9 protein-coding genes and 2 pseudogenes are annotated in these 13,740 nt (G+C 71.6%); 6 read left to right on the top strand and 5 right to left on the bottom strand.

Annotation, left to right across the window (positions count from 1 at the left end; translation table 11 throughout):
* Positions 1 to 175: 175 nt before the first annotated feature.
* The 3 genes from IAG44_RS06355 to IAG44_RS06365 all read left to right on the top strand — a co-directional run bounded on the left by IAG44_RS06355 (position 176) and on the right by IAG44_RS06365 (position 3,875).
* Complete coding sequence (locus IAG44_RS06355) at positions 176 to 1,777, top strand: ABC-F family ATP-binding cassette domain-containing protein (RefSeq protein ID WP_187746139.1); 1,602 nt, start codon at positions 176 to 178, stop codon at positions 1,775 to 1,777.
* Positions 1,778 to 1,907: 130 nt separating this feature from the next.
* Entirely contained in the window at positions 1,908 to 2,684 is a 777-nt protein-coding gene (gene ddaH, locus IAG44_RS06360; protein ID WP_187746140.1) for a dimethylargininase, read from the top strand.
* A 216-nt stretch (positions 2,685 to 2,900) separates the two neighbouring features.
* Positions 2,901 to 3,875 (top strand): acyl-ACP desaturase, encoded by a 975-nt coding sequence (locus tag IAG44_RS06365; RefSeq protein WP_187746141.1) that lies wholly within the window; start codon positions 2,901 to 2,903, stop codon positions 3,873 to 3,875.
* Positions 3,876 to 3,981: 106 nt separating this feature from the next.
* Here IAG44_RS06365 and IAG44_RS06370 read toward each other — a convergent pair whose 3' ends face one another.
* Positions 3,982 to 4,221: a WhiB family transcriptional regulator gene (locus IAG44_RS06370; protein WP_187746142.1), complete on the bottom strand. Its 240-nt coding sequence runs from the start codon at positions 4,219 to 4,221 to the stop codon at positions 3,982 to 3,984.
* Positions 4,222 to 4,364: 143 nt separating this feature from the next.
* On the opposite strand from IAG44_RS06370, the gene IAG44_RS06375 reads away from it, so the two are divergent.
* Positions 4,365 to 5,153: a VOC family protein gene (locus tag IAG44_RS06375; RefSeq protein WP_187746143.1), complete on the top strand. Its 789-nt coding sequence runs from the start codon at positions 4,365 to 4,367 to the stop codon at positions 5,151 to 5,153.
* 191 nt (positions 5,154 to 5,344) lie between these two features.
* Here the strand turns inward: IAG44_RS06375 and IAG44_RS06380 are convergent.
* From IAG44_RS06380 to IAG44_RS06390, 3 genes and pseudogenes are all read right to left on the bottom strand, one after another.
* Positions 5,345 to 5,878, bottom strand: a pseudogene (locus IAG44_RS06380) (LacI family DNA-binding transcriptional regulator); the annotation flags it as partial.
* A gap of 516 nt (positions 5,879 to 6,394) precedes the next feature.
* Positions 6,395 to 6,871 (bottom strand): annotated as a pseudogene (locus IAG44_RS06385) (LacI family DNA-binding transcriptional regulator); the annotation flags it as partial.
* A 52-nt stretch (positions 6,872 to 6,923) separates the two neighbouring features.
* Positions 6,924 to 7,859 carry a multicopper oxidase domain-containing protein gene (locus tag IAG44_RS06390; protein ID WP_187746144.1) on the bottom strand — a complete coding sequence of 312 codons (936 nt, stop codon included), beginning with the start codon at positions 7,857 to 7,859 and terminating at the stop codon, positions 6,924 to 6,926.
* A gap of 190 nt (positions 7,860 to 8,049) precedes the next feature.
* Here IAG44_RS06390 and IAG44_RS06395 point away from each other — a divergent pair, with 190 nt between their 5' ends.
* Together IAG44_RS06395 and IAG44_RS06400 are read left to right on the top strand one after the other, a co-directional pair.
* The gene (locus IAG44_RS06395; protein ID WP_187746145.1) at positions 8,050 to 10,509 is read left to right on the top strand and encodes a ThuA domain-containing protein; all 2,460 of its coding nucleotides are present in this window, start codon (positions 8,050 to 8,052) and stop codon (positions 10,507 to 10,509) included.
* Positions 10,509 to 12,692 carry an OmpL47-type beta-barrel domain-containing protein gene (locus tag IAG44_RS06400; RefSeq protein ID WP_187746146.1) on the top strand — a complete coding sequence of 728 codons (2,184 nt, stop codon included), beginning with the start codon at positions 10,509 to 10,511 and terminating at the stop codon, positions 12,690 to 12,692. Before IAG44_RS06395 ends, IAG44_RS06400 begins: the two co-directional genes overlap by 1 nt.
* Here the strand turns inward: IAG44_RS06400 and ligD are convergent.
* Entirely contained in the window at positions 12,689 to 13,702 is a 1,014-nt protein-coding gene (gene ligD / locus IAG44_RS06405; protein ID WP_187746147.1) for a non-homologous end-joining DNA ligase, read from the bottom strand. The genes IAG44_RS06400 and ligD overlap by 4 nt on opposite strands.
* Positions 13,703 to 13,740 lie beyond the last annotated feature (38 nt).

Genomic DNA, 13,740 nt, shown 5'->3' on the forward strand with positions numbered 1-13,740 from the left:
GCTCGTCTGAGGTCCCGAGACACCGCGTCGCACAGCCACCCGTCCGATGGTGCTGTGTGCGTTGCGTCCGACCTCGGCGTACGAGCCGTCCCGTAGCGGAATGGTGCCCCGAGCCGACCTCCGGTGTCTCGACACGCGTCTGCCCCTGACCGCATGCGCACACCGCGAGGCTTTCTTGAGTCGTTCCATCACCCTTTCCGCCCTCTCCTTCGTCTGGCCCGACGGCACGTCCGTCTTCGAGGACCTGGACGCCGCCTTCGCCCCCGGCAGAACGGGGCTCGTCGGGGTCAACGGATCCGGTAAATCAACCCTGTTGAAGCTGATCGCCGGCGAACTGACCCCGGCCGACGGCACCGTCCGGATCGCCGGCGAGGTCGGCTACCTGCCGCAGAACGTCACGCTGGGCACGGCCCTGAGGGTCGACGAGGCCCTGGGGATCGACCGGCAGCGGGCCGCCCTGCACGCCATCGAGGCCGGGGACGCCTCAGAGGCGCACTTCGAGGCCGTCGGCGACGACTGGGACGTCGAGGAGCGCGCGCTGGCCACCCTGAGCGAGCTGGGGCTCGGGCACATCGGCCTGGACCGCACGATCGGCGAGGTGTCCGGCGGCGAGTCGGTGCTGCTGCGGCTGGCCGCGCTGCTGCTGCGCCGTCCCGACGTCCTGCTGCTCGACGAGCCGACCAACAACCTCGACCTCCACGCGCGCGCACGCCTGTACGCCGCCGTGAGCGCCTTCCCGGGCGTCCTGGTCGTCGTCAGTCACGACCGTGAACTCCTCGATCTGGTCGACCAGATCGCCGACCTGCGCGCGGGCGAGATCACCTGGTACGGCGGCAACTTCAGCGCGTACGAGGAGTCGCTGGCCGTGGAGCAGGAGGCGGCCGAGCGGATGGTGCGCGTCGCGGAGGCGGACGTGCGCCGGCAGAAGCGCGAACTGAGCGACGCGCAGGTGAAGTTGGCCAAGCGCAAGAAGTTCGGCCAGAAGATGCAGGAGCAGAAGCGCGAGCCGAAGATCGTCATGGGGCTGCGCAAGCGGTCCGCCCAGGAGGCGGCGGGCAAGCACCGGATCCTGCACCAGGAGCGCCTGGCGGAGGCCAGGGAGCGGCTGGACGAGGCGGTGGAGGCGGTCCGGGACGACGACGAGATCCGCGTCGACCTGCCGTTCACGGCCGTGCCGCCGGGCCGGGGCGTGCTGACGCTGCTGGACCTGGAGACCGTGTACGGCGCGCGCGTGGGGAGCCTCGATCTGCGCGGGCCCGAGCGGGTGGCGCTGGTCGGGCGCAACGGGGCGGGCAAGACGACGCTGCTGCGGACGATCGCCGGGGAACTGGCGCCGGTCGCGGGCGAGGCCACCGTCCATGTCCCCGTGCGGTTCCTGCCGCAGCGGCTCGACGTGCTGGACGACGAGCTGACGGTGGCCGAGAACGTGGCCAGGTTCGCGCCTGACGCGACGAACAACCGGGTCCGGGCCCGGCTGGCCCGGTTCCTGTTCCGGGGCGGCAGGGCGGACCAGAGGGCCGGGACGCTGTCGGGCGGCGAGCGGTTCCGGGCGGCGCTGGCCGCGCTGATGCTCGCCGAGCCCGCGCCGCAGCTCCTGCTGCTGGACGAGCCGACGAACAACCTGGACCTGGCGAGCGTGCGCCAGTTGACGACGGCCCTGGAGTCGTACGAGGGCGCGCTGGTCGTCGCGAGCCACGACCTGCCGTTCCTCAGGTCGATCGGGGTGACGCGGTGGCTGGAGCTGGACGGCGGGCTGCGCGAGGGCGTCCCGGGGTGACTCACCGGTATCTCAGCTGGGCCACAGCCTCACGGCAGGGCTTTTGCCCCACGCGCGCGGGGTTGCATGATGGCGGACCGGCGCCGTTTCCAGGGCGCCGGGAAGCCGTCGCCGATTCGGAGAACTGGACGTGCCCAGCAAGAAGGCCCTCATCCGCCGCCCCGGCCCGCGCCTCGCCGAAGGACTGGTCACGCACATCGAACGCCGGAAGGTCGACCACGCGCTCGCCCTGGAGCAGTGGGAGGCGTACGTCGAGGCGCTGTCCGCGCACGGCTGGGAGACGGTCGAGGTGGAGCCGGCCGACGACTGTCCGGACGCGGTGTTCGTCGAGGACACCGTCGTCGTGTTCCGCAACGTCGCCCTGATCACCCGTCCCGGCGCGCGCTCGCGCCGGGGCGAGACGGCCGGGGTGGAGGAGGCGGTGGCCCGGCTGGGCTGCTCGGTGAACTGGATCTGGGAGCCGGGCACCCTGGAGGGCGGCGACGTCCTCAAGGTCGGCGACACGGTCTACGTCGGCCGGGGCGGGCGCACCAACGCGGTCGGCATCCAGCAGCTGCGGGCGGCCTTCGAGCCGCTGGGCGCGCGCGTGGTGGCCGTTCCGGTCAGCCGGGTGCTGCACCTGAAGTCGGCGGTCACCGCACTGCCCGACGGGACGGTGCTCGGGCACATCCCGCAGGTCGACCGGCCGTCCCTGTTCCCGCGCTTCCTGTCGGTGCCGGAGGAGTCCGGCGCTCACGCGGTGCTGCTCGGCGGGCACACGCTGCTGATGGCGGCGAGCGCGCCGAAGTCGGCGGAGCTGCTGACCGACCTCGGGTACGAGGTGGTGACCGTCGACATCAGCGAGTTCGAGAAGCTGGAGGGGTGTGTGACGTGTCTCTCGGTGCGGCTGCGCGAGCTGTACGACTGAGCGGCTGATCCCGTCACTCGGACGGCCCCGGGACCTGCGGGTTCCGGGGCCGCCGGGATCTTCGGGCGATCGAGTGCGGCCCAGCTGATCAGGGCCCTTTACAACGCCCTTAACCTACGGTCTCGTAACCTACGGCTTCGTAGCCTACGATCCCGTAGGTTCCGGCACCGCTCGCCGGAGTGTCCCGCTCCGTTTTCGCGTCCCCCTGGAGTACTCGTGACGATCACCTCTCCCCACCTGGGCAGCTCCGCCGGCTGGACCGACGCCCGGCTGCTGTACGCGCTGGAGGAAGTGGTCGAGAAGGAACTCGACCGGCACCTGAAGGTCACCAAGGACTGGATGCCGCACGAGTACGTCCCCTGGAGCGACGCCCGCAACTTCCCCGGCTTCTTCGAGGACGGCGAGGCGTGGGGCAAGGAGCAGTCGAAGGTCACCGAGATCGGCCGGATCGCCCTGGTCGTCAACCTGCTGACCGAGGACAACCTGCCGAGCTACCACCACGAGATCGCCACCCTCTTCGGGCGCGACGGCGCCTGGGGCACGTGGGTGCACCGCTGGACGGCCGAGGAGGGCCGGCACGGCATCGTCATGCGCGACTACCTGCTCGCCTCGCGCGCGGTGGACCCCGACAAGCTGGAGCAGTTCCGCATGGCCCACATGAGCGAGGGCTTCGAGTCGGACAACAGCCACTCCATGCTGCACTCCGTGGCCTACGTCTCCTTCCAGGAGCTGGCCACCCGCATCTCGCACCGCAACACCGGCCACCAGTCCGGCGACCCGGTCTGCGACCGCATGCTGGCCCGGATCGCGGCCGACGAGAACCTGCACATGATCTTCTACCGCAACCTCCTGAAGGCCGCGTTCGAGATCGCCCCCGACCTCACGATGCAGGCCGTCCGGGACGTCGTCGTCAACTTCCGGATGCCCGGTCACGGCATCCCCGGGTTCGAGCGGGCCGCCGCGCAGATGGCCATCGGCGAGGTCTACAACATGCGCATCCACCACGACGACGTGCTCGCGCCCGTGCTGCGCTTCCTCAAGGTCATGGAGATCGACGGACTCGGCCCCGAGGGGCGCCGGGCGCAGGAGGAGCTGGGCATGTTCATGGGCGGGCTCGACGCGGAGGCGCGGAAGTTCGACGAGAAGCTGGCGGCGCGCAAGGCGCGGATGGCGGCGCGCGCGAGCGCGTGAGCGCCGGCTGAGCGAGCCGGGGGACGGACACGGGGCGGGCCTGCCGACGCGGGCCCGCCCTGCCGTCGTCGGTGGCGTACGGCGTCATCCGTGGCGTCCGGCGTCGTCAGTGGCGTCTGAGGTGGTGGCGTTCCTTCTCCGAGAGGCCGCCCCAGACGCCGAACTGCTCGTCGTGCCTGAGGGCGTGGTCGAGGCAGGCCGGGCGGATCGGGCACAGGCCGCAGATCCGCTTGGCCTCGCGGACCGAGCTGCCCGGTTCCGGGAAGAAGAACTCCGACCCGGTCTGTGCGCACAGGGCCTCCTGCTGCCAGGAGAGGTCGGGGACGTACCTCGTGTCGGTGGACATGGCGGGATCGTGCCGGGCGGGGGAAAACGTTTGATCAACGAGGGATCAACGGCCCGGTGCGCGGGGCTTCGGGGGCGGTTGTCAGTGGGCGGTGCGAGACTCGGCGACAGGTAGGGACGGGACTCTCGCCGAGGAGGCTGACGATGCTCACCACACGGTTCGTGAAGGGCGCTGTGAACTGGATCGACCTCGGGACACCCGACGTCGGGGGCGCGAGCGAGTTCTACGGCGCGCTGTTCGGCTGGCGGTTCGTGTCGGCGGGGCCGCAGGCGGGCGGGTACGGGTTCTTCCAGCTCGACGGCAGCGCCGTCGCGGGCGGGATGGAGACGACGCCGGAGCAGGGGCCGCCGTCCTGGACGCTGTACTTCCAGACGCCGGACGCGCGTGCGACGGCGCAGGCGGCCGAGCGGGCGCACGGGCGCGTGGTGGTCAAGCCGATGGAGGTCATGGACCAGGGCACGATGGCGATCCTCGCGGACGAGGCCGACGTGGTGTTCGGCCTCTGGCAGCCCGCGCTGAACCCCGGCCTCGGCCTCGTGAACGTGCCGGGGTCCCTGTGCTGGACCGAGCTCTACACGGCCGACGTCGCCGCTGCCGCCGCCTTCTACCACGCCGCCCTCGGGCACGAGACCTCCGCGATGCCCTACCCCGGCGGCACCTACACCTGCGTCAACCCCGAGGGCCAGGGCGAGGACGCGATGTTCGCCGGCTACGTCCCCCTCGCCGACGCGCCCGACGAGGACAGCGCGTACTGGCTCCCGTACTTCGAGGTGCCCGACACGGACGCGGCGGTCGCGACGGCGGTGGAGCGGGGCGCCAGCGTACGCTCACCGGCCGTCGACCTGCCGGGCGTCGGCCGGTTCGCGAAGCTGGCGGATCCCTACGGGGCACGGTTCGCGGTGATCACGAGCGCGACGGAGGGGGAGAGCTGAGGGGGCAGGGCGGGCCGGGGTGAGCTGAGCGAGAAGGCTGAGGGGGCGGAGTGGGGCCGGGGCGGGTTCAGCAGGCAGGCCGAGGGGGCGGAGTGGGGCCGGGGCGAGCTGAGCGGGCGGGCCGAGAAGGCGGGGCGGGGCCAGGGCGGGCTAGTCGACCAGGCGAGGCGGGGCCAGGGTCCACGCCCGCCTCACGCCGACGTTCTCCGTACCAGCACCGTCGGCAGCACCACGCTCCTCAGGGGGAGCGTCGGCTCCGGGGGTGTGCGGGAGAGGCGGCCCAGGAGGAGGCGGGCCATGAGGCGGCCAGCCTCCTCGATGTCCTGGCGGACGGTCGTGAGGGGCGGGTCCGTCTGCTCGGGGACGGGGAGCATGTCGTCGAAGCCGATGACGGCGACGTCCTCGGGCACCCGGCGGCCCTGTTCGCGCAGGACGCGCAGGGCGCCCGAGGCGGAGAGGTCGTTCGCGGCGAAGACGGCGTCCAGGTCGGGGCGGCGGGCCAGCAGTTCACGCATCGCGTGTTCGCCGCCGGCCGGGGTGAAGTCGCCCTCGGCGAGCAGCGCGGGGTCGGTGTCGCCCACGACGTCGAGGTAGCCGTCCAGCCGGTCGACCGCCGAGGTCTGGTCGAGGGGGCCGGTGATGTGGGCGACGCGGGTACGGCCGAGGGCGACGAGATGCCGCACGGCGTCCTGGGCGCCGCCCCGGTTGTCGCTGTCGACGTACAGCGTCCCGCCCTCGGCCCACCGCCCGGCCCCGTACGCGCTGCCGCCCGCTGGTCCGGCGCCCGCGTCACCGAAGCGCCCCGCCGCCCCCTCGTGCCTCGCCGGCTCTCCGTACCCCGTCGGCTCCCCCGCGGCCCCAGCGTCCGCCCGCTCCTCGACACCCCGGCGCCGCCCCGGCAGCCCACCGCCGGACCACTCGCCGCCATTCCCGTCCCCGCCCCCGTCCACACCCGGGCGCCGCTCCACCGACCCGCCACCGGACCACGCCCCGTCGCCCACCCCCGCCCGCGCGCCATCCGCCCGACCTTGATCGCCACCCGCCCCGGCGCCGACCACCCGCCCCCGACTGCCACCCTCCCCGTCCCGATCGCCGCCCGCCCCGCCACGACCGCCACCCTCTCCGCCCCGATCGCCACCCGCCCCGTCCCGGTCACCCCGCGCCCCCGGCCACTCCCCCGCGCCCGCGTCACCCCGCCGGTCCGTGCCCCCCGGTCTCTCGCTCCGGGGCTCCGCCATGTCCCACCCGGGTCTGCCGCCGATCACCATGGGGACCCCGGCGCGCCGGATCAGGCCCGGCAGGGGGTCGTCGAGGTGGAGGGAGAAGACCAGGGCGCCATCGACGTGGCCGCCCGCCAGATAGCGGGCCACGCGGGCGTGGTCGCCGCGGCCTTCTGTGAGGAGGAGGACGAGTTGGTTGTCGTGGGCGGTCAACTCTTTGCTGATGCCGCGTAGTTGGCGGCCGAAGAAGGGGTCGGCGAAGACGCGGGACTCGGGTTCGGCGATGACGACGGCGACGGCGTCGTGGCGGCGGGTCACCAGGCTGCGGGCGGCCTGGTTGGGGACGTACCCGAGTTCGTCGACGGCGCGCCGCACGCGTTCGACGAGCGGTTCCCGTACGCCGTCCCCGCCGTTGACCACGCGGGAGACGGTCGCGCGGGACACCCCCGCCCGCGCGGCCACGGCCTCCAGGGTGGGACGCGGGGCGGTGTCGGTCACGTCGTCTCCTCCGCAGAGCCGGTCTGTGGAAAAGAATAGTCAAGCCGAACTCTCAGTGTTCGTGCGGCGGTTCGTACCCGGGGATGGTGCCGTCGGGCTTCTTCACGAGGAACAGGCCGACCATGCCCATGTCGGAATGGCTCTGGACGTGGCAGTGGTACATCCAGGCGCCCGCGCCGACGCCTTCGCCCGCGACGACCTGGAAGCCGAAGGAGTCGGCGGGGCCGACGATCTTGTTGTCGATCACACGGGTCGGGTCGTCGGGCCCGGTGAGCAGGCCCGTGCGGTTGTCGGCCCAGCGGTGACCGTGCATGTGGAACGTGTGGTAGTACTCGCCGTGGGTGATCATGATGAACTCGACGCGATCCCCCACCGTCGCCTCGAAGTCCGGCCCCGAGTGGGCAGGTTTGTTGTTGATGAGCATGTCGTTGAAGACGATGGTGTGGGTCGCGTCCGGCAGGACGTCGCCCTTGCGGCGCACGATCACCGGCCCGTACAGGCCCTTGCGGATACCGCCGGTGCCGTGTTCGGTGCCGACGACGTGGTCGTGGTAGTGCCAGTAGCCCGCGCTGCCCGCGCGCCAGGTGCCGTCGGCGCGGCGGCCGGGGAGATGGGTGCGCCAGGTGTAGGTGCGGGTGGCGCCGGGCTCGACGTGGCTGCGGTTCATCTTCGTGCCGTCGCTGGTGATCTCGTAGTCGAGGCCGTGGACGTGGAGGCTGACGGGTACGTCGAGGGTGTTCTCGAACGCGATGTGGACGGTGTCGCCCTCGTACAGTTCGATGAGGGGGCCGGGGACCGTCGCCCTGCCCTTCTCGAAGCCGTAGCCGAGTTGCCCGTCGGGAAGGCGCTCGGCGTACATCGTGAGGTGTCTGACCTGGCCGCCGGAGGGCGCCGCGACGGCTGTCCGGGCGGCGGGGGTGAGGCCGATCGAGGCGGCGACGGCCGCGCCGCCGAGCAGGGTCCGCCGGTCGAGTCCGGTTCCGTCCATGGCCAACTCCCCGTCCTGAGAAGGATTGTGCGGAGGCGTACCTGTGATGAACCTGTGAGACGGTACCGGTCCCGGGGCTGTTTCTCCACACTGAGGACAAAGTTGGGGGAATCACGGCCATAGGTGTTGGCGAACGGCACAAAGCCGTCTAGCTTCCTTGGCGCTGACCGCCGTGACCGAGGAGGTGCCCGTGCACTTACGAGGATCGAGCAGGAGAAGACGGATCTGGCCGGCCGTCGGGGTGGTGGTCGCGGGGCTGTTGTCGGCGCCCGCCGCCGCGCAGGCCCTGCCGCCCCAGGCGAGGCCGGTGGTCAAGTCGCCGCCGGGCGGCGCGGATGTGCGGGTGCTGGTCTTCTACGGATCGGCGGCGGCCGGCGAGGAGTCGCCGGTCGTGAACGCGGGGATCGCCGCGATCGAGCGGATCGGCCTGTCGGGTCCGGCCGGCCAGCGGTTCGCGGTGGAGGCGACGGACGACGCCCGGGTCTTCACCGACGGTGCGGCGCTGGGCAGTTACAACGCGATCGCGTTCCTCACGGGCGGCGGTGACGTCCTCGACCCCGACCAGGAGGCGGGTCTTGAGGCGTACATGGAGGCGGGCGGCGGTTTCCTCGGCATCCATGACGCGGCCCGCGCAGAGCCGTACTCCGACTGGTTCACCGGCCTGATCGGCGCCCGCCCCGCCGCGACGAGCCCAACAGCCGTACAGCGCGCGGTAGTCGAGGTGGGCGACCGTCAGCACCCGGCGACGAAGGACCTGCCGGTGCAGTGGAAGCGCGCCGACCGTTGGTTCAACTGGGCGACGAACCCGTCCGGCGACGTCCACACGGTCGCCCGGGTCCGCGAACGCAGCTACCAGCCCGGGACCGGCGCCAACGGCTGGGACCATCCGGTGAGTTGGTGCCGTGACTACGACGGCGGGCGGTCCTTCTACACCGGCATGGGCGGGACGGTGTCGTCGTACGACGAGACGGACTTCCGCGCCCATCTGCGCGGCGCCGTGCTGTGGACGACCCGGCTCGCGCAGGGCGACTGCACGGCCACGATCACCGCCAACTACCGTGCGGAGCGCCTGACTCAGCCCAACCAGCCGGGCCTCAGCGACCAGATCGGCGAGCCGCACGGCCTAGTCGCCGCGCCCGACGGACGGGTGCTCCACATCGGCCGGGGCGGCGGGGACTCCTCGCAGCCGGTGGTCACCGACTGGAACAACCCGGACATCGGCAAGGGCAAGGGGCAGGTCCACGTCTGGGACCCGAGGACCAAAAAGGTCACGCTGGCCGGGGAGTTGAGCGTCTTCGGCAACAAGGGCGGCGGCGACGAGCTGGTCAAGGTCGAGGAGGGCCTGCTCGGCATCGAGCTGGACCCGCGCTTCGAGGACAACGGCTGGGTGTACCTGCACTACACGCCCCACGCGCGGCTGAACCGGGACACGCGGATCGCCGAACGCCGGGTCTCCCGCTTCACGTTGGACCTCGCGACGAACAAGTTGGACCTCGGCAGCGAGAAGACGCTCCTCACGTGGCCGGTGCAGGTGCACAGTTGCTGCCACGCGGGCGGCGGGATGGCCTGGGACTCGAAGGGCAACCTGTACATCGCGACGGGTGACAACAACTCCAGCCGGTTCAGCGACGGTTACTCCGGCAACAACCCGGAGCCGAACTACAAGGGCGTCTCCTTCGCGGACGCGCGCCGCACCGCCGGGAACACCAACAACCTCAACGGCAAGATCCTGCGCATCCACCCGGAGCCGGACGGCACGTACACGCTGCCCGCCGGGAACCTGTTCACCGGGCAGGAGACCGCCGAGGGCGGCGGCAAGACGCGCGGCGAGATCTACGTGATGGGCGTCAGGAACCCGGCGCGCATCTTCGTCGACCGGCGGACCGACGTCCTGTACGCCGGCTGGGTCGGGCCCGACGCGAGCGCCCCGTCGACGACGTGGGGTCCGGCGAAGTACGACACGTTCGCCGTCATCACCCAGGCGGGCAACCGGGGTTGGCCGTACTGCATGGGCAACAAGCAGCCCTACCGCGACCGGAACCTGCCGGATCCGTCGAAGCCGCTCGGCTGGTACGACTGCGACCGCCCGAAGAACGAGTCGCCGAACAACGACGGCCTCGTCAACCTGCCGCCGGTCACCGGCAACAACATCTGGTACTCCCCGCAGGGCGGCGCGCCGGACTATCCGCGTGACGCCAGCGGCGTCCCCTCCTACCAGCAGGCGCAGGCGACGTATCTGCTGCCGTGGCTCAAGGGCGGCGGGCAGGCCGCGATGAACGGGCCCGTCTACCGCTACGACCCGGCGAGCGCGAGCGGCGTCAGGTGGCCGGCCTACTGGGACGGCAAGTGGTTCGTCGGCGACTTCTACGACGGCGACCAGCCGCGCCACGCCGTCATCATGGACCCGGCGAACCAGGGATCGGGCGGACTGCCCGTGCACGCCGAGTCGTTGAAGAAGATCGTGCCGGTCGGCAACGACCGGATCAGGAACCTGATGGACTGGAAGTTCGGTCCCGACGGCGCGCTGTATCTCCTCGACTACGGGCGGGGTTTCTTCACCTCGGACGCCAAGTCGGCGCTGTGGCGGGTCACTTACACGGGCGGCGGGCCGACCCCGGCCGTCGGACAGCTCGCGCGGGGAGGCCAGTGATGGGGCAACGGAGAGTCCTGACCGCCCTGTTGGCGGCCGCCCTGATGCTGCTGGGTTTGCAGGCCGCCCCCAGCAGTGCCCGACAGGCCGTCCAGGACCAGGTCCTGACCTGGACGTCCGGTGACGACATCACCAAGTACACTTCGGCACCGGCGACCGCCGTGGCCGGCAAGGCGACGATCGTCTTCGAGAACAGCGCCGCCACCGGCAACACGACGGGCATGCCCCACACGCTGACGTTCGTGACGAGCGACCCCGAGTTCAACAGCGACGTCCAACTCAACATCCTGGCCAACCCGTTCGACGACCAGGCCGGACGCCACACCGCCGAGGTGACCCTCACCCCGGGCCGCTACCTCTACCACTGCACGATCCCCGGCCACGGCCAGATGCGGGGCGTCCTCGTCGTCACCGAGGGCACCGGCGAGGACACCACGCCGCCCGAGGCGGACGCCCGGATCACCGGGGTCCAGAACTCCGAGGGCGCGTACGTCGGTTCGGCGACCGTCGCGCTCACCGCGACCGACGCGGGCTCGGGCGTCGACCGGATCGAGTACGCGATCGGCGACGAGGACGTCTGGCAGCCGTACACCACGCCGGTCGTCGTCGACCAGGTCGGCCAGTACTCCGCCCGCTACCGGGCGTTCGACAAGGCGGGCAACGTGTCCGCCGAGAAGACCCTTCAGTTCACGGTCGTCGCGCCGCAGAGCGACGACACGACCGCGCCGGAGACCTCGGCGACGGTCAGCGGTGAACAGCGGGATGACGGCGCCTACGTGGACATGGCGACCGTCACCGTCACCGCGTCCGACACCGGTTCGGGCGTCAACACCATCGAGTACGCGCTGGGCGAGGGGAGTTGGCAGCCGTACACCGCGCCCGTGATGGTGCATCAGGTCGGTACGCACACGGTCCGCTACCGGGCCACCGACAAGGCGGGCAACGTGTCGGCGGTCAAGGAGGTGCGGTTCACGGTGGTCGCGACGCCCGCGCCCGACACCGTGCCGCCGGTGACCGGGGTGAGCGTCACCGGGACGCGCAACTCGGACGGTGCGTACGTCGGCAGCGCGCGGGTGACGGTGAACGCGACGGACGCGGGCGGTTCGGGGGTCGACCGGATCGAGTACTCGATCGACGCCGGGCCGTATCTGGCGTACGGGGCGCCCGTGGTCGTCGACCGGGCGGGCACGCACACGCTCGCCTACCGGGCGACGGACCGCTCCGGCAACACGTCGGCGGCGCGGACCGTCACCTTCACCGTCGTCGGCAGCTCGGTCCCGGCCCCCAACTGCCCCGAGTTCGACGAGCGGTTGACGGTCATCGTCGGGACGGTCGACTCGGGGGTGCCCAACCGGCTCACCGACTCCCGGTGCCGGATCAACGAGTTGATCGAGGACGAGAAGGAGTGGACGTCCCACGCGCTGTTCCTCAAGCACGTGAAGACCGTCCTGGACGGCCTGTTCGGGGACGGGGCGCTCGACGGGCGCGAGTACGACGCGATCAGCGCGGCGGCCCGCGCGTCCGGGATCGGCACCCCGGGACAGACCGAGGGCTACCGCACGATCATGGACGGGACGGCGGCGTCGTTCGCCAAGTGGCAGCAGGTGGGCGGCGGTTCGTTCGCGCTGAACGCGGACGGCTCGATCACCAGCGGCACCACACGGGCGGGCCTCGGCATGCTGTGGTTCCCGCAGCGCGCGTACGGCGACTTCTCGCTGCGTCTGCAGTGGCGTGACGACGCGCCGGGCACCGGGAACGCCAACTCCGGTGTGTTCGTGCGGTTCCCGTGGGTCCACGACCACCCCGAGGAGCCGCGCCCGGAGTGGGCCGCCATCAAGTACGGGCACGAGGTGCAGGCGTTCGACTCGCCGTCCGGCGACATGTACAAGTCCGGGTCGGTGTACGGCTTCGACCGGGTCGGGCTGGCCGGGGCGCAGGTGACGCAGAAGGGCACCTGGAACGACTACGAGATCCGTGTGGTGGACCAGCACTACTCGGTGTTCCGCAACGGTGTGCTGATCAACGAGTTCGACAACACCGGCGGCCAGGCGTTCACCCCGCCCCGCGCGGACGATCCGGGGACCGACGGGCGGCGGTACGCGTCCGGGTACATCGGGCTCCAGGTCCACGGGACGACGGACGTCGTGTCCTTCCGGGACGTCAGGATCAAGGACCTCTCCTAGTCGCTGTCACGGGCTCGGCTCGGCTGGACCCGCTTGGGCTCCCCCGGCATCTTGGGGTACTCGGGCGGGTACGGCAGGTCGCCGAGTCCGTGGTCGTGTTCGTCGCGGTGGGCGAGGTCGAGCAGGGCGTCCAGCGAGAACGCGTGGTCGTCCATGTCCGCGTGCACGTCGCCGAGTTCGGCGAAGCGCGCGGGCATGGTCGCGAGGTCGAAGTCGCGGGGGCGGGCGTCGTCCAGCTCGTCCCAGCGCAGGGGTGCGGAGACCGGGGCGTGCGGGTGGGGGCGGACGGAGTAGGCGGAGGCGATCGTGCGGTCGCGGGCGGTCTGGTTGTAGTCCAGAAAGACCCGTTCACCCCTTTCCTCCTTCCACCACTTGATGGTCACCTGGTCCGGCATCCGGCGTTCCATCTCCCGGCCGACGGCGATGGCCGCGCGGCGGACCTCGGTGAAGGTCCAGCGGGGTTCGATCGGGACGAAGACGTGCAGGCCGCGTCCGCCGGAGGTCTTGGGCCAGCCGCGCAGGCCGCCGAACTCGTCGAGCACGGACCGCAGTTCACGGGCGGCGCGGACGGCGTCGGCGTAGTCGGTGCCGGGCTGGGGGTCGAGGTCGATGCGGAGTTCGTCGGGGTGGTCGACGTCGGCGCGGCGGACGGGCCAGGGGTGGAAGGTGAGGGTGCCGTACTGGGCGGCCCACAGGGCGGCGGCTTCTTCGGTGGGGCACATCTCGTCGGCGCTACGTCCGCTGGGGAAGGTGATGTGGGCGGTGGGGATCCAGTCGGGCATGGTCCTCGGGGCGCGCTTCTGGAAGAAGTGCTCGCCGTCCACGCCGTCGGGGTAGCGCTCCAAGGTGGTGGGGCGGTCGCGCAGGGCGCGCAGGATACCGGGGGCGACGGCCTGGTAGTAGCGGGCGAGGTCCAGCTTGGTGAAACCGCGCTCCGGGAAGAACACCTTGTCCGGGCTGGACAGGCGCACCGTCCGCCCGCCCGCCTCCAGTTCGACCGCATCGCCCATGGGGCCACCGTAGGCGAACCTCGCATATCAGGCATTTC

The sequence above is a fragment of the Streptomyces roseirectus genome, from assembly GCF_014489635.1.
GTDB lineage: Bacteria > Actinomycetota > Actinomycetes > Streptomycetales > Streptomycetaceae > Streptomyces > Streptomyces roseirectus.

Excerpts from the sequence above, each read along its gene's own strand:
- IAG44_RS06370 (WP_187746142.1), bottom strand. The coding sequence starts at position 4,221 with ATGTCCACCGACACGAGGTACGTCCCCGACCTCTCCTGGCAGCAGGAG.
- IAG44_RS06375 (WP_187746143.1), top strand. The coding sequence starts at position 4,365 with ATGCTCACCACACGGTTCGTGAAGGGCGCTGTGAACTGGATCGACCTC.
- IAG44_RS06390 (WP_187746144.1), bottom strand. The coding sequence starts at position 7,859 with ATGGACGGAACCGGACTCGACCGGCGGACCCTGCTCGGCGGCGCGGCC.
- IAG44_RS06400 (WP_187746146.1), top strand. The coding sequence starts at position 10,509 with ATGGGGCAACGGAGAGTCCTGACCGCCCTGTTGGCGGCCGCCCTGATG.
- ligD (WP_187746147.1), bottom strand. The coding sequence starts at position 13,702 with ATGGGCGATGCGGTCGAACTGGAGGCGGGCGGGCGGACGGTGCGCCTG.